Origin of the sequence: Paraburkholderia sp. PGU19 (genome assembly GCF_013426915.1) — a bacterium.
GTDB lineage: Bacteria > Pseudomonadota > Gammaproteobacteria > Burkholderiales > Burkholderiaceae > Paraburkholderia.
In genome coordinates this window covers 13,795-32,492 of record NZ_AP023180.1, presented here as the reverse complement: position 1 = coordinate 32,492, position 18,698 = coordinate 13,795, and the positions used below count along the sequence as shown (strand labels likewise).

General features: G+C 63.5%; 18 protein-coding genes. 9 read left to right on the top strand and 9 right to left on the bottom strand.

Features of this window, described 5'->3' with window-relative positions; genetic code table 11:
* The 3 genes from H1204_RS17790 to H1204_RS17780 all read right to left on the bottom strand — a co-directional run bounded on the left by H1204_RS17790 (position 1) and on the right by H1204_RS17780 (position 3,258).
* Positions 1-1,005, bottom strand: a complete 1,005-nt coding sequence (locus H1204_RS17790; protein WP_180732056.1) for an alpha-ketoacid dehydrogenase subunit beta — start codon at positions 1,003-1,005, stop codon at positions 1-3.
* A gap of 93 nt (positions 1,006-1,098) precedes the next feature.
* A complete protein-coding gene (locus H1204_RS17785) occupies positions 1,099-2,076 on the bottom strand; it encodes a thiamine pyrophosphate-dependent dehydrogenase E1 component subunit alpha (RefSeq protein ID WP_180732055.1) in 978 nt (325 codons plus the stop codon).
* Positions 2,077-2,151: 75 nt separating this feature from the next.
* Positions 2,152-3,258 (bottom strand): NAD(+)/NADH kinase, encoded by a 1,107-nt coding sequence (locus H1204_RS17780; protein WP_180732054.1) that lies wholly within the window; start codon positions 3,256-3,258, stop codon positions 2,152-2,154.
* Between the two features lie 452 nt (positions 3,259-3,710).
* On the opposite strand from H1204_RS17780, the gene H1204_RS17775 reads away from it, so the two are divergent.
* Complete coding sequence (locus H1204_RS17775; RefSeq protein WP_180732053.1) at positions 3,711-5,660, top strand: sigma-54-dependent Fis family transcriptional regulator; 1,950 nt, start codon at positions 3,711-3,713, stop codon at positions 5,658-5,660.
* A gap of 19 nt (positions 5,661-5,679) precedes the next feature.
* Here the strand turns inward: H1204_RS17775 and H1204_RS17770 are convergent, their stop codons facing one another.
* Positions 5,680-6,651: a YafY family protein gene (locus H1204_RS17770; protein WP_180732052.1), complete on the bottom strand. Its 972-nt coding sequence runs from the start codon at positions 6,649-6,651 to the stop codon at positions 5,680-5,682.
* Positions 6,652-6,742: 91 nt separating this feature from the next.
* On the opposite strand from H1204_RS17770, the gene H1204_RS17765 reads away from it, so the two are divergent.
* The gene (locus tag H1204_RS17765) at positions 6,743-7,096 is read left to right on the top strand and encodes a putative quinol monooxygenase (RefSeq protein WP_180732051.1); all 354 of its coding nucleotides are present in this window, start codon (positions 6,743-6,745) and stop codon (positions 7,094-7,096) included.
* A gap of 293 nt (positions 7,097-7,389) precedes the next feature.
* Positions 7,390-7,779, top strand: a complete 390-nt coding sequence (locus H1204_RS17760) for a DUF2917 domain-containing protein (protein WP_243468705.1) — start codon at positions 7,390-7,392, stop codon at positions 7,777-7,779.
* A gap of 925 nt (positions 7,780-8,704) precedes the next feature.
* Here the strand turns inward: H1204_RS17760 and pcaF are convergent.
* Complete coding sequence (gene pcaF, locus H1204_RS17755) at positions 8,705-9,907, bottom strand: 3-oxoadipyl-CoA thiolase (RefSeq protein WP_007587861.1); 1,203 nt, start codon at positions 9,905-9,907, stop codon at positions 8,705-8,707.
* Between the two features lie 400 nt (positions 9,908-10,307).
* Between pcaF and H1204_RS17750 the strand changes: the two genes are divergently transcribed.
* Positions 10,308-11,132, top strand: a complete 825-nt coding sequence (locus H1204_RS17750) for an IclR family transcriptional regulator (RefSeq protein ID WP_042307797.1) — start codon at positions 10,308-10,310, stop codon at positions 11,130-11,132.
* Between the two features lie 42 nt (positions 11,133-11,174).
* Here the strand turns inward: H1204_RS17750 and H1204_RS17745 are convergent, their stop codons facing one another.
* The 4 genes from H1204_RS17745 to phnF all read right to left on the bottom strand — a co-directional run bounded on the left by H1204_RS17745 (position 11,175) and on the right by phnF (position 14,555).
* Entirely contained in the window at positions 11,175-12,365 is a 1,191-nt protein-coding gene (locus H1204_RS17745) for a M20 aminoacylase family protein (protein WP_180732050.1), read from the bottom strand.
* 98 nt (positions 12,366-12,463) lie between these two features.
* Positions 12,464-13,063, bottom strand: coding sequence for a phosphonate metabolism protein/1,5-bisphosphokinase (PRPP-forming) PhnN (gene phnN, locus H1204_RS17740; RefSeq protein WP_180732049.1), 600 nt, complete (start codon positions 13,061-13,063; stop codon positions 12,464-12,466).
* Positions 13,060-13,800: a DUF1045 domain-containing protein gene (locus H1204_RS17735; protein WP_180732048.1), complete on the bottom strand. Its 741-nt coding sequence runs from the start codon at positions 13,798-13,800 to the stop codon at positions 13,060-13,062. Before H1204_RS17735 ends, phnN begins: the two co-directional genes overlap by 4 nt.
* The gene (phnF, locus tag H1204_RS17730) at positions 13,797-14,555 is read right to left on the bottom strand and encodes a phosphonate metabolism transcriptional regulator PhnF (protein WP_180732047.1); all 759 of its coding nucleotides are present in this window, start codon (positions 14,553-14,555) and stop codon (positions 13,797-13,799) included. The genes H1204_RS17735 and phnF overlap by 4 nt, the downstream gene beginning before the upstream one ends.
* Positions 14,556-14,754: 199 nt before the next feature.
* Here phnF and phnG point away from each other — a divergent pair, with 199 nt between their 5' ends.
* The 5 genes from phnG to phnK are packed head-to-tail and all read left to right on the top strand — an operon-like array spanning position 14,755 to position 18,695.
* A complete protein-coding gene (gene phnG / locus H1204_RS17725; RefSeq protein ID WP_180732046.1) occupies positions 14,755-15,261 on the top strand; it encodes a phosphonate C-P lyase system protein PhnG in 507 nt (168 codons plus the stop codon).
* Positions 15,261-15,908, top strand: coding sequence for a phosphonate C-P lyase system protein PhnH (gene phnH / locus H1204_RS17720; protein WP_180732045.1), 648 nt, complete (start codon positions 15,261-15,263; stop codon positions 15,906-15,908). The genes phnG and phnH overlap by 1 nt, the downstream gene beginning before the upstream one ends.
* A complete protein-coding gene (locus H1204_RS17715; RefSeq protein ID WP_180732044.1) occupies positions 15,908-17,023 on the top strand; it encodes a carbon-phosphorus lyase complex subunit PhnI in 1,116 nt (371 codons plus the stop codon). Before phnH ends, H1204_RS17715 begins: the two co-directional genes overlap by 1 nt.
* Positions 17,020-17,928: an alpha-D-ribose 1-methylphosphonate 5-phosphate C-P-lyase PhnJ gene (locus H1204_RS17710; RefSeq protein ID WP_180732043.1), complete on the top strand. Its 909-nt coding sequence runs from the start codon at positions 17,020-17,022 to the stop codon at positions 17,926-17,928. Before H1204_RS17715 ends, H1204_RS17710 begins: the two co-directional genes overlap by 4 nt.
* Complete coding sequence (gene phnK / locus H1204_RS17705; RefSeq protein WP_180732042.1) at positions 17,925-18,695, top strand: phosphonate C-P lyase system protein PhnK; 771 nt, start codon at positions 17,925-17,927, stop codon at positions 18,693-18,695. Before H1204_RS17710 ends, phnK begins: the two co-directional genes overlap by 4 nt.
* The last annotated feature ends 3 nt before the right edge of the window (positions 18,696-18,698 follow it).

Here is an 18,698-nt window from a genome sequence, read left to right as displayed (position 1 = left end):
TCAGTGTCGCGTTGCTTTGACGGCCGCGACAATCTTGTCCGCCGACGGGATATACAGGTCTTCCAGCACGCCCGAGAAAGGCGTGGGCGTATGCGGTGCGGTGACGATCCCGACGGGCGCCTTCAGCGAATGAAACGCCTTCTGCGCGGCGAGCGCGGCGATATCCGTCGCAATCGAACAGCGCGGGTTCGCTTCATCGACGACGACCAGGTGGCCCGTGCGCTCCAGGCTTTCCAGAATCGTCTCTTCGTCGAGCGGCGACGTGGTGCGCAGGTCGATCACCTCGGCCTTGATGCCTTCTTTCGCGAGCCGGTCGGCGGCGTCCGTGGCGTAGTGCACCATGCGGCCATACGTAACGATGGTCGCGTCGTCGCCTTCGCGCACCACGTTCGCTTCGCCGAACGGAATCGCGTACAGCTCTTCAGGCACGTCGCCTTCGCGGGTGTACAACAGCTTGTGCTCGCAGAAGATGACGGGGTCGTTTTCGCGAATCGCCTGGATCATCAGGCCTTTCGCGTCATAGGGCGTCGATGGGCACACTACCTTGAGCCCGGGCACATGCGTGAACAGCGACGTCAGCATCTGCGAGTGCTGCGCGGCAGCGCGCAACCCGGCGCCCTGCATCGTGCGGATCACGACAGGTGTGACGGCATTGCCGCCGAACATGTAGCGGAATTTCGCGGCCTGATTGAAGATCTGATCGAAGCACACGCCCATGAAGTCGATGAACATCAGTTCCGCGACGGGACGCATGCCCGCTGCCGCCGCGCCGACTGCCGCGCCGATGAAGCCGCCTTCCGAGATCGGCGTGTCGAGCACACGGCCCGGATACTTGTGGAAAAGCCCTTTCGTGACGCCGAGCACGCCGCCCCATGCGTCCTGTTCACCCGGCGAGCCCGCGCCGCCCGCGTTGTCCTCGCCCATTACGATGACGCTTTCGTCGCGCGCCATTTCCTGACTCAGTGCTTCGTTGATTGCCTGAGAGTATGTGATCTTGCGTGCCATGTCTTGTCTCCTGTCGATCGGAGTTGGCGCTTCAGCGCCGTACTCCCGTCCCATGCAGCGAAGCTGCGGTTGCCTGGAATAAAGCTGGATGAGTTACGGATACGACACGTACACGTCAGTCAGCAGATCGGCTTCCGTCGGAAGCGGCGCAGCTTTCGCCTTCAGGACGGAATCGTCGATCAGCACTTTCACATCCGCATCGATCTTGCTCAGGTCGTCGGATGTCAGCATTTCCGCACGCACCACCCGCTCTGCGAAACGCTTCAGGCAATCTTTCTCGTCGCGCAGCTTCTGCACTTCGCCCGGCGCGCGATACGTCTGCGCATCGCCTTCGAAGTGGCCGAAGTAACGCGACAGCTTCACTTCGACGAGCGTCGGCCCGCCGCCGCCGCGCGCCCGTTCGATCGCTTCACCCAGCGCTTCGTGCACCGCGAAGAAATCGAAGCCGTCGACGATCACGCCCGGCATGCCGAAGCCGCTCGCGCGATCCGCGATGTTGTCGGACGCGACGGACCATGTCGAAGACGTCGCTTCGGCATAGCCGTTGTTCTCGGCGACGAAGATGGCCGGCAAGCGCCACACGCTCGCAAGGTTCATCGATTCGAAAATCGTCCCCTGGTTCGACGCGCCGTCGCCGAAGAAGCACACGCCCACGCCGCCCGTTTTCTTCAGCTTCGCCGCGAGCGCCGCGCCGCACACGAGCGGACCGCCCGCGCCGACGATACCGTTCGCGCCGAGCATGCCCTTCGACAGATCGGCAATGTGCATCGAGCCGCCCTTGCCCTTGCATACGCCCGTCTGGCGGCCGTAGATCTCGGCCATCATTCCATGCACGTCGACACCCTTCGCGATGCAATGGCCGTGGCCGCGGTGCGTGGTCGCCACATAGTCGCGGTCATTCAGATGCAGCATCGTGCCGACGGCCGATGCTTCCTCGCCTGCATACAGATGCACGAAGCCGGGAATCTCGCCCGTCGCGAACTCGACGTGCAGGCGCTCTTCGAACTCCCGAATGGTGCGCATCAGCCGGTACGCTTCCAGCAGTTTTTCCCTGCTCAACTGATTTGACATGGTGTGTCTCCTTGATGATGTCGATCGTTACAGCAACGGGTGCGGATGGGCTCCGCGTGATTGAATGAACTCCCTTTATTTCGCGTGTGCTTGTGTGTGCATCAGGGTTCGCATCGAAGCGCCCGCCATCTCGCGCATCAACTGACGCGACGCGGAGAAGCGCAGCGTGCGGCTCACATCGACGGTCAACGGGCCGTTCCAGTCGAGCGAGATTTCATAGCGGTCGTCGCGCTCGATTTCGATCTCGCGCTCGCCGTCGAATGCGAGCGTGCCGTGGCGCGCGTCGATGGGCAGCCAGTCGCCGAGCTCGAAGCGCTCGCAGGTGCGCATCGTCACGTGATCGATGCGGCCGGGCGCGATGGGCGCGAAGATGGGTACCCCGTCGCCAGTTGAGAAACCATGCTCGTCATGCAGCGCGAAGGTGAGATGCAAGCCATGCGGCGCCGTGCGCTCGACGGGCGCCCACGCGCCGCCTATCGACGACAGCCCGATACCATCGGGCGCAGCGAAGGTGAGAAACAGCGACTCGATATCCGACGGCTCCGACACGGCCCGCGCGCCGACGAAGCGCTGACGGCTCACGCACACGTCGACGAGCGCAATCTCTTCGCGTCCGCGATTCGGCCCAGCGACGCAACGCACGACGAGCCGTTTATTGCGCGTCAATGCGACATCGGGCGGCACGACGCCCGATGCGACCAGGGCGCCCGCCATGCCCGCGACAGTCGCTTCGCGCATATCGGGAAACGCGTTGTTGGTGCCCGTCGACAGCGTCAGCAACGGCACGCCGCCGCAATGCGCAGCCACCGCGCGATGCGTGCCGTCGCCGCCGAGCACGGCAATCAGTTCGACCCCTTCGCGCACCATATGCGCGGTGCCCGTGTGCGTATCGGCGACGCTATCGGTGATGGGCAGATCGACGAATTCGACTTCGGGCCAGCGCTCGGCCTTGCCCGTCGCCGCGTGTGTGTCGATTGCGCGCAGCAGCAGCGCAGCGACGCCCGTGCGATCGCGCAGCGTCAGCACGCGATCGACGCCGAGCGCGCCGAGTCCCGCGATCAGACGCACGACCATGTTGGCCTTTTCGGCTGTCGGGAACACGGACGCGTGCGTCGTGAGGCGGCGAATGTCGCGACCCGACGCGGGGTTCGCAATCACGCCGACAGTGATGGGCGATGCCACTGGCTTGTCTCCGTTGTGTTTGTCGAGAGCGGCTTGCTTGTCGCATGCAAGGCCGTTTCGGGTGACGGGCATTACTGCAACAGCTATGCCAATCGCTCGACAAACACGCTAAGAACGCGGAAAACCTTGTCTGGCAAGGTTTGCGCGGGATGGGCAACGCGTCGACGCAAGCACGGCTCGTGTCGCATGACGCAGTGCACATGACGCACATCGCGCCTTTCACCTCATGCGCTGCGCGGTGACGCGACGCGCATGCATTGCGGCATCGAACGATGCGCGTCTCACGGCTGTCTCACGCATGGGTGAGACGATCGTCTCAGGTGTCTCGCGTGCTGCAATGCAGTGTGATTGCGCGGGCGGGATGTGCTACAAGAAGGTCCGGCCGAAGGGAGCACCGCAGGGACCCGCGCGATCAATCCACCGGTATCGACCGTTATAGACGGGAGCCGACCATGCCTTACGTCTCTCAAACGCAGCACGTCGACCGCGTGCGCGGCGCCATCGAAGGACGCTTGCCCGCGCCCGCCAATTCGTCGCGTCTCGTGTCGTCGTGGCAGCGTTCGTATGAGCAATACCAGCTCGATCCCAGTTCGGTGATCGGGCCGCGCGTGCTGACCACGTCCGAACTGCGCGAAGTGCAAGGCAAGGAAGAAGCGTTTCTGCGCGCGTCGGGCCAGTGCCTCACGCGTCTGCACGACATGATCCGCGTGGCCGACTACTGCGTGATGCTCACCGACGCACACGGCGTCACGATCGATTACCGCATCGACCGCGACCGGCGCGGCGATTTCAAGCATGCGGGTCTGTACATCGGCTCGTGCTGGTCGGAACGCGAGGAAGGCACGTGCGGTATCGCCAACGTGCTGACGGATCTCGCGCCCATCACCGTGCATAAGACCGATCACTTTCGCGCGGCGTTTACGACGCTCACCTGCAGCGCATCGCCGATCTTCTCGCTGACGGGCGAACTGATCGGCGTGCTCGATGCGTCCGCCGTGCAATCACCGGATAACCGCGACAGCCAGCGGCTCGTGTTTCAGCTGGTTCGCCAGAGCGCGGCGCTGATCGAAGACGGCTACTTTCTCAATCAGACCGCGCAGCATTGGGTGATCTTCGGCCACCAGAGCCGCAATTTCGTCGAGGCGCAGCCGGAAGTGCTGATCGCGTTCGACGAATGCGGCAACATCGCCGCGTCGAATCGTAAAGCGCAGGAGTGCATCGCGGGCTTGAGCGGGCCGCGTCACGTCGACGAAATCTTCGATACGTCCGCCGTCCATCTGCACGATGTAGCGCGCACCGATACGATCGTGCCACTGCGTCTGCGCGCAACGGGCGCCGTGCTGTATGCGCGGATTCGCGCACCGCTCAAGCGCACGTCGCGCGTCGCGCCCGTCGTGTCATCCGCGAGCGCCGTCAATGCGTCGCTCGATGCGCACGCCGACACGAGTCTCGATGCGATCAGCCGTTTCCTGCATAGCCGCGATTCGCGCATCGCGCGCAATGCGGAAGTCGCGCTGCGCATCGCGGGCAAGCATCTGCCTATTCTGATTCTCGGCGAGACGGGCGTCGGCAAGGAAGTGTTCGCGCAAGCGCTGCATGCGTCGGGCGCGCGACGTGCCAAGCCATTCGTCGCCGTGAATTGCGGGGCGATCCCCGATTCGCTGATCGAAAGCGAGCTGTTCGGCTATGCGCCCGGCGCGTTCACGGGCGCGCGCAGCCGCGGCGCGCGCGGCAAGATCGCGCAAGCGAACGGGGGTACGCTGTTCCTCGATGAAATCGGCGACATGCCGCTCAATCTGCAAACGCGTCTATTGCGTGTGCTCGCCGAAGGCGAAGTGCTGCCGCTCGGCAGCGATGCGCCTGTGCGTGTGGATATCGACGTGATCTGCGCGACGCACCGCGATCTCGCGCGCATGGTCGACGAAGGCGCCTTCCGCGAAGACCTGTTTTACCGCCTGAGCGGCGCGACGCTGCATATGCCGCCGCTGCGCGAGCGCGCCGATGTGCTGGATGTCGTGCGTGCCGTGTTCGATGAAGAAGCGCAAAGCGCGGGGCATGTGCTCACGCTGGATACGCGCCTTGCCGAGCGGCTTGCGCGTTTTTCGTGGCCGGGCAATATCCGGCAACTGCGCAACGTGCTGCGCTATGCATGTGCGGTGTGCGATGCGACGCGCGTCGAATTGCGGCACGTGTCGCCCGATGTGGCGGCGTTGCTCGCGCCTGATGAAGCCGCGCCGCGCCCCGCGCTCGCCAGCCTCGACGACGAGCGGGCGCGTATCGTCGATGCGCTCACGCAGCATCACTGGCGACCGAACGCGGCAGCCGAAGCGCTTGGCATGTCGCGCGCGACGCTGTATCGGCGGATTGCGAAACTGGGGATCGTCGGGCCGCATCGGAGCTGATGCGTTTGAACGGTCGTAGTCAGGCCGCGTTGAGCGTCGCAATCCGTTCACCGAGGTTGCGCAAGCGCTCGCGCAATTCCGGCGGATCGAGCACTTCGACATGACCGGCCAGGCCGAGCAATTGTTCAGCCGCGTAGCCGAGCTGCTCGACGGGCAGGGTTACTTCCTGCCAGCCGTCCTGTTCAGAAGGCGGTGCGATCTGCGCCTGTTCGACGGCCGCCGCGCCGAGCCGGTGCAGACGCGTCATGCCGTCCGGCGACAGCCGCAATCGCGCGGTGTGCTTCAGCAAACTCGTCTCGAATGAAGCAACGGCCGCTGTCCACTCGTCGCGCAGATCGAAATCTTCCGGGCGTTCGAACGTTTCGTCATGCACCGTGAGCTGCGCGATGCTCGACACGCGATAGGTGCGCAACTGCGTGCGCACACGCGTGACCAGATACCATTCGCCGCCCTTGAGCACCAGCCCGAGCGGATCGCGCACGCGCACGCCCTCGTTTTCGCCGCTGGCGTTCCATGTGCGGTATTGCATCGATATGCGCTTCTGTTCCCACACGGCGCCCGCAAGCATCGTCAACCACGGTGTCGGTGAGGGCCGCTGATACCAGCCGACGGGATCGATATGCAGCCGCGAGCCGATGCGCGACGTATCGGGCGCGGCATCGGGCAATGCGGTGACGAGCTTCACCTGCGCGGCTCGCAGTTGCTCCGACAGACCGAGATCGGACGCCGCGCCCGTCAGCCCGGCAATCGACAGCGTTTCCGCTTCGGCCCGCGTGATGCCCGTCAGTTTCGCGCGATATCCGTCGAGCAAGGCAAAACCGCCGCCTGGCCCGCGATCCGCATAAACGGGCACGCCCGCCGCGCTCAACTGGTCGATGTCGCGATACACAGTGCGGCTCGACACATTGAATTCGTCGGCGAGCGCCTGTGCGGTCACGCGGCCTTTCACCTGGAGCATCAGCAGCATCGAAACGAGTCGGCTCGTCGCCAATTTTTGCGCTCCTTTTAATTCATGACATGGGTTGTCAGTTATTGACGAGTATAAAGGTAGTTATAGACGAAGATCATCAGGAGTGTGCGGAATGCACGTGACTTACGTAGTGCGCTTTCAGGTGTTGCCCGACAAGCTCGAACGCTTCATGTCGCTGCTCGACGGTGTGCTCGACGCGATGCGAAGCGAGGCGGATTTTCGTGAGGCCGTGTTGCATCGCGATCCCGATTCGCCGTGCCGGCTGATGCTCTATGAGACGTGGAAAAGCCCTGACGACGCGAGCGAAGAGCAGATTCATCGCCCGTACCGGCGCGCCTGGCACGAGGCGCTCGCCGACCTGCTCGCGCGACCGCGCGAAGTCACGCAATGGCACACGGTGCGCGCAGACCGGCGCGACGCGCCGCTTTTACGCCATACGGAAGAACTGGCCGAGGCGCGCGCATGAGCACGCGAACGTTCGTTTCCCGTGAGAGGGCAATGCCATGACGATGCAACACGTGCGACAAAACTGGTTGACAACACATCGACGTCAAGACAAACTCGAATGCATGCTGACCTTCATCACCAACGCCTACGTCATTAAAAACCGTATGGCACGCCATCGCGGCGGGCCTATGGGAGCGTGCGTGCGTTAGCATCTGCAGCAGTCAGCAAAACGATCCCAAGGCCCCGCCGGAAACGGAAGGGGCCTTTTGTTTTGGGTAAGCCTTCCGTCCTCCGGCTCAATTGACGGAGTGCATGATGGACAAGGCTTGCCAGCAGTTCACCGATGACGAATCACTCTGCTTTCCGCGCTCACTCGAAGAGCGTTTGCCGAGAGTTGTCGTCCACTTTGAAGTGCAGCCCGGTGCGACGATGTCGTGGCGCGTCGACGCGAACACGGAGCTTCTCGTGCAAGGGGCGCGCGTGTGGTTGACGCGTGCGGCGTCGCCGTATGATCACTGGTTGCAGATCGGCGAGACGTTTCGGCTGCATCGCGGTGAGCGCGTGTGGATTAGCGCGGACGGTAACGTGCCAGCGAGGCTTTCGCTGACCACGCATCCCGTGGCATTGCGGGGCAGACTGGCGCGTCTGCTTGAGCGCTGTTCTTCGCTGGGCGCGGATATCTTTGCGCCGCGGGCGCGGTGAGTGGGTTTTGAATTGGTTTTTTTCGCTGCGCGAGCGGTGTTGGTTTGATTTTGCTTTTTGCTTTTGCGCTGGCATCCGCGTTTTGCTTTTTGCGCTGGCATCCGCGATGCGTTATCTAGCTTCAGGCGTCGCCCCTGTGCGGGGCGGCACCTACTTTTCTTTGCCGCCGCAAAGAAAAGTAGGCAAAAGAAAGCGGCTAACACCGCCAATCCTTGTTCTTGCCTGAGGGCCCCCAACCGGTCTTACGCTTCACACGGCAATCACGTGACCCATGCTGGTTGCCAGCGCTCTTGCGGCGAGCCTCACCCGCTTCACGCGCCCGCGCCGCCGCACGCCGTGCCGGATATTCCACGGCCGCCCAGGTGGCAAACTGTGTGTAGGCCGTAGAGACACACATGCCTCACACCGGACCGATAGCGCATGCGCACCACCCTGTAAGGGCGCCAAGCTATACGACGCGACAACCTACACACAGTTTGCCACCTGGGCGGCGCAAACCATTCGCTGCCGCCAGCTCTTGTTCGGGTGCTTGAAGTGGGTGAGGCGGTTATTCAAAGCGTTGGCAACGAACGCGAATAGAAATGCTGCCGTGTGAAGCGTAAGACCGGTTGGGGGCCGTCAGGCAAACACAAGGATTGGCGGTGTTAGCCGCTTTCTTTTGCCTACTTTTCTTTGCGGCGGCAAAGAAAAGTAGGTGCCGCCCCGCACAGGGGCGACGCCTGAAGCTAGATAACGCATCGCGGATGCCAGCGCAAAAAGCAAGCAAACCACGCACAACATCTCCGCGAGCCGATACCCCCGAACCCAATCCCCAACAAAAACCATAAAAAAAGGCCCGCACCTAGTACGAGCCTTCACGCGTCACGTGACAAACCGATTCAACAGCGCGTCACGCAATGCCTACCCACGTTGTATCAACCGTCACTCAAACCCGTTCAATCGCAATCGCAATACCCTGCCCCACACCGATGCACATCGTGCACAGCGCGAAACGGCCTTGCGTGCGTTGCAGCTGATACATCGCCGTCGTCACAAGCCGCGCGCCGCTCATACCAAGCGGATGGCCGAGCGCAATCGCACCACCATTCGGATTAACGCGAGCGTCATCATCGGCGACACCGAGCGCGCGCAGCACAGCAAGACCTTGCGATGCAAACGCCTCATTCAACTCGATCACATCGAACTGGTTGATATTCATGTTCAAACGCGCGAGCAGCTTTTGCGTCGCAGGCGCGGGACCAATGCCCATCACGCGCGGATCGACACCCGCCGTCGCAATGCCGAGCACGCGTGCGCGCGGCGTCAGGCCAAAGCGCTTCGCGGTCTCCGCGTTGGCAAGCAGCAACGCCGCTGCACCGTCGTTGACACCCGACGCGTTACCCGCCGTCACCGTGCCGTCCGGACGCACGACGCCCTTCAGCTTCGCGAGCGCCTCAAGGCTCGTCTCACGCGGATGCTCGTCCTTCGACACGACAATCGCATCGCCCTTCTTCTGCGGGATCGTCACGGAGACGATTTCCTGCGCGAGCGTGCCGTCCTGCTGTGCACGTGCCGCCTTCAACTGGCTGCGCACCGCGAACGCATCCTGGTCGGCGCGGCTCACGTTATAGTCCGTCGCGACGTTTTCGCCCGTTTCCGGCATCGAATCGACGCCGTACAGCTGCTTCATCAGCGGGTTGACGAAGCGCCAGCCGATCGTCGTGTCGTAGATATCGGCCTGGCGCGAGAACGCGCTCGTCGCCTTGCCCATCACGAACGGCGCGCGGCTCATGCTTTCGACGCCGCCTGCAATCATCAGGCCAGCTTCACCCGATTTGATCGCGCGCGCGGCAATGCCCACGGCATCCATGCCCGAGCCGCACAGCCGGTTGACCGTCGAGCCCGGCACGTCTTTCGGCAGGCCCGCCAGCAGCAGCGACATGCGCGCAACGTTGCGGTTATCTTCACCGGCCTGGTTCGCGCAGCCGTAGATCACATCCGCGACGGCGCTCCAGTCGACGTCCTTGTTGCGCTCCATCAGCGCCTTGAGCGGCACGGCGCCCAGATCGTCGGCGCGCACCGACGACAGCGAACCCGCGTAGCGGCCAATCGGCGTGCGAATCGCGTCGCACAGGAAAGCTTCCGTCATGAGATGTCTCCAGTAATGGCGGGGCCGGCGTATCGTTGAAGGCGCCAGCGTCGGCGCATTGGGTAGCGCCAGAAAAAACGTGCCGATAAAGCAAGATTTGTTCTATACTCGAACAAACGATCATCTATCGAACATTTCAGGTTCGATAATAGGCGGGGCGTGGAAAGACTGTCAAGCGCGCCGGCGGGTGAGTGGGTCGTCGAAAATCGCAATAAGGTGCGGCGGAAACGGCAGGAATGCGCGCTCCGCCGGGCTTTCCGTAGGCCGACTCGCGCGCACCACACCCCACCGCCCGCAAAGTTGGCGAATCCTGGCGCTTGCGCTATCGTCACGGCTTTCCGCAGACTAACGAACGCCCGTCCCGACGTCCGGACGTTTTGCACCGATTTCACATAGTCCCATGAGCAAAGTACCCGCCGCGTCACAAGCCGTTCCCGCCAACGAGACGGACGCCCCGGACAAACCGGGCGACTCGTACGTGCAGTCGTTCGCGCGCGGCCTCGCGGTGATTCGCGCGTTCAACGCCGAGCGGCCCGAGCAGACGCTGACGGACGTCGCGTCGGCGACGGGTCTCACGCGCGCGGGCGCGCGCCGCATTCTGCTGACGCTGCAGACGCTCGGCTATGTCGAGGCGGAAGGCCGCCTGTTTCGCCTGACGCCCAAGATTCTCGACCTCGGCTTCGCCTATCTGACGTCGATGCCGTTCTGGAATCTCGCTGAGCCGTTCATGGAAGAACTGTCGGCGGAAGTTCACGAAAGCTGTTCGGCCGCCGTGCTCGACCGCACGGAGATCGTCTACGTGCTGCGCGTGCCGACCCACAAGATCATGACGATCAATCTGTCGATCGGCAGCCGCTTGCCGGCGTATTGCACGTCGATGGGCCGGGTGCTGCTGTCGGCGCTCGACCCGGCAGCGCTCGATGCGACTCTCGACGCGTCGCCCATCGTCGCGCACACGCCGCGCACGATCACCGACAAGGACGAACTGAAGAAGGTGATCGCGCAGGTGCGCAGCCAGGGCTGGTCCATCGTCGATCAGGAACTGGAGGGCGGGCTGATCTCGCTGTCCGCGCCGATCCGTAACCGGCGCGGGCAGATCATCGCCGCGATGAATATCAGCGGTAATGCGCAGCGCAATTCCGCGAAGCAGATGGTGAAGGCGTTTCTCGAGCCGCTGCAGAAGGCCGCGCAATCGGTGTCGGACATGGTCGCGTTGCGCGGCTGACACCACATGGCGCTTGCGCGCTCCTGCGCTCAACGCACCCGATCAACGGCCCAGATAACGCTCCACAAGACGCGCCCAGTACGCCGCGCCAACAGGCAGATTGCGGTCGTTGAAATCGTAGTGCGGGTTGTGCACCATGCAGCCGTCTTCGCCAACACCATTGCCCAGGCGCAAGAACGAACCCGGCCGCTGTTCGAGCATGAACGCGAAATCCTCGCTGCCCATCAGGATATCCGCATTCGGCTCGACGTTTTCCGCGCCCACCAGTTCGCGCGCCACCTCGATCGCAAACTCCGTTTCCGCGTCGGTGTTCACGACGACGGGATAGCCCTCGACATACTCGACGTGCGCCTTGCCGCCATAACTCGCGGCCTGGCTTTCCGCGAGTTCCGTAATGCGCTCTTTCAACAGCGCGCGCACTTCGTGGCTGAACGAGCGCACGCTCAATTCCAGCTTCGCGCTCGACGGAATCACGTTGTTCGCCACGCCTGAGTGCATCGTGCCGACCGTCACCACGGCGGGCTGCGAAGGGTTCACGTTGCGCGCGACGATGGTCTGCAGCGCCATCACGATGCTCGACGCGATCACGATGGGATCGACGGTCAGATGCGGGCGCGCCGCGTGGCCGCCGACGCCTTCGATCGTGATCGTCGCCTTGTCGCCCGCCGCCATGAACGCGCCCTTGCGGAACAAGAACTTGCCCGGCTCCGCGCCCGGATGGTTATGCACGCCGAACACGGCGTCGCACGGAAAACGCTCGAACAGGCCGTCTTCGATCATCTTCTTCGCGCCGCTGTCGATGCCGCTTTCCTCGGCCGGCTGAAAATACAGATGCACGGTGCCCGAAAAACGGCGCGCCTTCGCGAGATGCTGCGCGGCGCCGAGCAGCATCGTCGTGTGACCGTCGTGGCCGCATGCGTGCATCTTGCCGTGCGTGCCGCTCGCGTACGGCAGCCCCGTCTGCTCGGTGATGGGCAGCGCGTCCATATCCGCGCGCAGGCCGATGCTGCGCGTGCCGTCACCCACCTTCAACGACCCGACCACGCCCGTCTTGCCGACCCCGCGCGTCACCTGCCAGCCCCACGCTTCCAGCTTTTCCGCGACGAGCGCCGCCGTCGCGACTTCTTCGTACGCGAGTTCGGGATGGTGATGAATGTGATGGCGAATGTCGCGCAGCGCGGCGGCGGCGGGTTCGAGGTCGGTGATTTCGGTGAGGCGGGTGGCGTCGGTCATCGGGTGTACTCCGGGGTTTGCCCGCTGCGTCTGGCGCGCAGCGTTAAACCGCAGACTATAGCAACGCGGGGCTCTTCCCGTAAGACGACACCCTCAGCTTACTTGACGCTTTCACTCGATGCCGACTCGGCGGCATGCTTCTGATCTTGCGTGCGCGCGAAGCCCTTCAGCACGTTGACGAATGCCAGGCCGGCTGCTTCGAGCGAACCGGAATTGTCGATATGCGTCAGATGCGCGCCATCGGGCAGCGCAAACGGCGCCTGACGCGCGAGGCGCGCTTCGACCTGCTCTTGCGTTTCGCGTCCGCGCGCCGACAGACGCGCCGCGAGAATATCCGGCGCCGCGTGAATATGCACGACTTCGAGATGCTGATAGCGCTTCAACGCACGCGACAGATACGCGCGCGAGCCGTTCACGACCACCGTGCAGCCTCGCGCGAGCCACGCATCGATCTCGATGCCGATGCCGTAGTGCAATTCGTGACTCGACCATTCGAGCGCAAAGAGGCCTTGCGCCGAGCGCGCCTCGAACTCTTCGTGGGTCAACGAAATGTGATTTTCGTTATGCCCCGTCTCACGTGTGATGTAGCGATGCGCGAACACGACGGACGTGCCCGCGACATGCTCACGCGCGAAATGCAGCAGCGAATCCTTGCCCGCTCCCGACGGGCCGACCACATAGATCAAGCGGCCTTTCATGCGTTCTCCTGTCCTTCTTTCGCCCTGAACGCGAGCCGTTGCCACAACATGAACGGCTCGCCTGGCGCGGGCTCGACGAAGATCGCTGCGCCGTCGATGGTCAACGGCCCGAGACGCTGTGCCTCGCGATGCCACCATTCCACTATCGCGGCGCGATCGGCGGCGTTGTCGAGCGAGTTGGACACCGTCATATGAAAGCGGAATTCGTCGAGCACATACGGATATCCCCATTCGACGAGCAATTCGCGTTGACGTTCCGTGAGCGGCGCTTCCATGCGTTTCGCAATATCCGCTTTGGATGGCACGACCCGCAGCGGTGTGAAGGTACGCAAGGCATCGGCGGCGAGCGCGCGCATCTGTTCGTCGCCGGATGGCGTCGCCGGACGCAACGCAACGAAGTCGCCCAGCGTTGCCGCTTCGACGGCCAATGCAAACGGCATCTGCGTTTGCGCCCAGCGTTCCGATACGTCGAGCAGATCGGCGACGCTCACATGCTCCGCAAGATGAAACGGCGCGACCAGGGTGCCGTGCCAGCCATAGCGGCGCGGCGAGGCCGTCAGTTGCGCGAGCGGTTGCGACAGCGCAGGCGCGTCATGCGGATCAAGTGAGGTATCGCTTTCGGCATCGCGCGCGAGCCATATCGAGCCGGCGTCCCACCAGCCCGACGCATGCGCGGGCGCGTAGTAAATGGCGAAGCGCGCCTGCGCGCTCCACGCATGCTGAATGGGCGCGCTCATCCGTCGTGCTCCACCATCAGTTGCACGCGGTCGGCGGCGAAGTGCGTGAAGCCGTATTTGATGGGCGTGCCTTCCGTATCGACATCGACGTTCTCGACCCACAACACCGGCTGTTGCCGGTTGATGCCAAGACGCCGCGCGACTTCCGGCTCGGGCAGCACGCTACCGATACGGCTCCACTTGCGCAGATAATCCGTCACGCCGTACTCGGCCATCGCCTTCGTGATGCCGCCGACGCGTTCGAGCACATCGGGCAGATCGGCGAAGCGCGCGGCCGGATAAAAGTTGCGCGCATACGTGAGCGGCACGCTGTCCGCTTCATGCAGCGACTCGATGCGATAGACGAACGCGCCTGCGCGCAAACCCAGCGCCTTTGCGACAGTTGGATCGGCCTTCACGCGCGCCGCCGACAGCATCTTGCCCGCCGGCGAATGATGTTGCTGACGCAAGTTTTCGGTGAAGCGCGTGCGACGGCCGATCGTGTAATCGATCGCGCCAGGCTGCACGAACGTGCCGCGACCCTGCTCGACGCTGACGAGCCCCTGTGCCGCAAGACCCAGCATTGCGCGGCGGATCGTATGGCGGTTCACGTCGAAGCGTTTCGCCAGTTCGCCTTCGCTCGGCAGACGTCCATCTTCGCCGAAGCCGCTTGCGGCAATCTCCTTCGCGAGAATCTGTTCGATCTGCCGCCACACGGCGACGCCCGCTCCCCGCTCTAGCATCGTGCCCGGCGCTGCGCCGTCGTTCGATGTCATGGTGCTGTCATTCCCTTCGGTTCAAATAAGCGTTCTGTGCATTGTAGTCCGCAAGCCGTGGCGGAAATATGAAACCGCGCCTTCTGTCACGAGCGAGCGACAGTTTAGCTCTAAACGTCTAGACGTTTAGACGAATAGATGCTCAAATGTCTGGACTCGCTGTAAAAAATCCCTCTCCAGGAAACCGCCAGGAAACCCGATGAGTGCCGCCGCCTCCCCTCCTTTAGCCGATTCCCCCACTTCCGCCAACCCAGCCCGCCGCACGTGGATGGCCGTCATGGCACGTTCCGCGCGCGCCGATCTCGAAGCCGCGCTGAACCGCGCGATGGAAGGCACGCCGCTCCCCGCGTTCGACTGGTTGCGCCCGCCCGAGATCGGGCTGGCTATGGTGCGCGGGCGCATCGGCGGCACGGGTGACGCGTTCAATCTAGGCGAAGCGACCGTGACGCGCGCGACGCTGCGTCTGCGCGACGAATCGGATGAAGGCACCACCGTTGGCGTCGCGTGTCATCTTGGCCGCGACCGTCGACGCGCCGAACTGGCTGCTATCGCAGACGCGCTGTTGCAAACACCGCAGCATCAAGCACGCTTGCAGGCGCAACTGATTGCGCCGCTCGCTTCGCAACTGGCGGCGAAACACGCGCAACGTCAACAGGACGCCGCATCGACGCGCGTCGAATTCTTCACGATGGTCCGAGGCGACTGATGAACACTTCCGCTCAATCCCCGCAGATCGCGCTGTCGACGCTGACGCCGGGCTTCGCCGATCCCGTGCACGACACGCAATCCGTATTTCGCGCGCTGCTCGATGCGCTGTCGCGTCCGGGCAAGATCGGCACAATCGACAATGTCTTGCCCGCCTCCCGCAGCGACGCGCGCAACACGTTGCCGCACGCGCGCGCCGATCTCGCCGCTTTCGCCGCGCTGCTCGCGCTGTGCGACTACTCGACGCCCGTCTGGCTCGCGCAACCCGATGCCGTACTCGGTTCGGCATTGCGCTTTCATACAGGCGCGCCGCTCGTCGACGAACCGCAAGACGCCGCGTTCGCCTATGTGCATGACGCGAGCACGTTGCCGCCGCTGTCGTGCTTCGCGCTCGGCGAGCCGGAAACGCCCGAGCAGTCGGTGACGCTGATCGTGCGCGTCGATTCGTTGACGCAAGGCTCGCCCGTCGTGCTGCGCGGCCCCGGCATCGAACACACGCAGACGATCGCGCCCGCTGGCCTGCCCGAGCGCTTCTGGCGCGAACGCGCGGAACTCGCGCCGCTCTTTCCGTGCGGCATCGACTGTTATCTCGTCTGCGGCGACACGCTGATCGGCCTGCCGCGCACAACCCACGTGGAGCTGAACTAATGTACGTTGCCGTCAAAGGTGGAGAGCGCGCGATCGAAGCATCGTGGCGCCTGCTCGACAAGGCGCGCCGCGGCGACACGCAGTTCGCCGAATTGAGCGTCGCGCAGATTCGCACGCAGTTGCGCCTGGCCGTCGCACGCGTGATGACGGAAGGCTCCGTCTATGACGAAGAGCTTGCCGCGCTGGCGATCAAGCAGGCCGCGGGCGATCTCGTCGAAGCGATCTTCCTGTTGCGCGCGTATCGCACGACGCTGCCGCGTTTCGGCTACACACAACCCGTCGATACGGAAGACATGCGGATCGAACGGCGCATCTCCGCGACTTTCAAGGATGTGCCCGGCGGACAGATGCTAGGCGCGACGTACGACTATACGCAACGTCTGCTCGATTTCACGCTGCTGGCCGAAGGCGATGATGAAAGTGCGCTGCACACGAAGCGCATTGAAACCAACGCGCAGGAAGCGATGCCGCGCGTCGTCTCGCTGCTCGACAAGGAAGGCTTGATCGAACAGGAGCGCGTGTCCGTAGACGCGCCCGAGCCAGGCGATCTGTCGCGCGAGCCGCTGTCGTTTCCGGCCAGCCGCGCGACGCGCCTGCAAAACCTTGCGCGCGGCGACGAAGGCTTCTTGCTCGCGATGGGCTATGCGACGCAACGCGGCTACGCGCATTCGCATCCGTTCGCGGGCGAGATCCGCTTCGGCACGGTCGCGGTCGAAATGGAACTCGACGAACTGGGCGTTGCCGTCGAGATCGGCGAAATCGACGTCACCGAATGTCAAATGATCAACCAGTTCGCGGGCAGCAACGATGTGCCGCCAACCTTCACGCAAGGCTACGGGCTCGCGTTCGGTCATTCGGAGCGCAAGGCGATGGCGATGGCACTCGTCGATCGTGCGTTGCGTGCCGAAGAACTCGGTGAAACGATCGGCTCGCCGACGCAGGACGTCGAATTCATGCTGTCGCATAGCGACAACGTCGAAGCGTCGGGCTTCGTGCAGCATCTGAAGTTGCCCCACTACGTCGACTTCCAGTCCGAACTCGAACTCGTGCGACGTCTGCGCGCGAAACACGCCGCACGCGACGAAGACAGCGACCAACAGGAGCAAGCGGCATGAACGCGCCCGACACGACGATGCAAACCGCCGCGCACGATAGCGCCGCCGAAGGCTACAACTTCGCGTATCTCGACGAACAGACCAAGCGCATGATCCGCCGCGCGCTGTTGAAAGCCGTGGCCGTGCCGGGCTACCAGGTGCCGTTCGCTTCGCGAGAAATGCCGTTGCCGTATGGCTGGGGCACGGGCGGCATTCAGGTGACGGCATCGATCATCGGGCGCGACGATACGCTGAAGGTGATCGACCAGGGCTCCGACGAAACGACCAACGCAGTGAACATTCGCCGTTTCTTCGCGCGCACTACGGGCGTCAACACCACCCGCAAGACCAGCGAAGCGACCATCGTGCAAACGCGTCACCGCATCCCCGAAACGCCGCTCACGGACAAACAGATTCTCGTCTATCAGGTGCCGATGCCCGAGCCGCTCTACCGGCTGGAGCCGCGCACGGCCGAATGCAAGAAGCTGCACGCGCTCGCGGATTACGGCCTCATCAGCGTCAAGCTGTACGAGGACATTGTGCATCACGGCAGTATCGCGACGACGTACGACTACCCAGTGATTGTCAATGGACGCTATCTCGCGTCGCCGTCGCCGATTCCGAAGTACGACAACCCGAAGATGCACATGAACGCCGCGCTGCAACTGTTCGGCGCAGGACGCGAACAGCGCATTCACGCGATTCCGCCGTACACGCCCGTAAAAAGCCTCGACTTCGACGACCATCCGTTCGAAGTGCAGCGCTGGGAGCATGCATGCGCGCTGTGTGGATCGACGGAAAGCTTTCTCGACGAAATGATCGTCGACGATGCCGGCAAGCGCATGTTCGTCTGCTCGGACAGCGACTATTGCCACGACCGCCGCGAACAGCAAGGCACGGATAACAACGAAGGAGAAAGCGCATGACGCCGCTTCTTAGCGCACGCGCGCTCACCAAACAGTACGGCGGCCGCAACGGTTGCCGCAACGTCAGCTTCGATCTGTATCCGGGCGAAGTGCTGTGCATTGTCGGCGAATCGGGTTCGGGCAAAACGACGCTGCTGAACACGCTCGCGCTGCGTAATGCCGCCGATTCCGGCACGCTGCACTATGCAAGCGCGCACGGTGAGTCGCTCGATCTGCTCGCGTTGTCCGAGCCGCGCAAGCGTCTGCTGATGCGCACCGAGTGGGGCTTCGTGCAGCAGAATCCGCGCGACGGCCTGCGCAACGCCGTGTCGGCGGGCGCGAATATCGGCGAGCCGTTGATGGCCGTCGGCGCGCGCCACTACGGCAAGATTCGCGACACGGCCACGCAATGGATGTCGCGCGTCGAACTCGACGCATCGCGTATCGACGAATTGCCTTCCGCGTTTTCGGGCGGCATGCAGCAGCGTCTGCAGATCGCGCGCAATCTCGTCACGGGTCCGCGCCTCGTATTCATGGACGAGCCCACCGCGGGTCTCGATGTATCGGTGCAGGCGCGTCTGCTCGATCTGCTGCGCACGTTGACGTCGACGCTGCATCTGTCGGTGCTGATCGTCACGCACGATATCGGCGTCGCGCGTCTGCTCGCGCACCGGCTGATGGTGATGCAAGGCGGCGAAGTGGTTGAAGCGGGTCTCACCGATCAGGTGCTCGACGATCCGCAGCATCCGTACACGCAGACGCTGGTTTCCTCCGTTCTTCCCGTTTGAGGT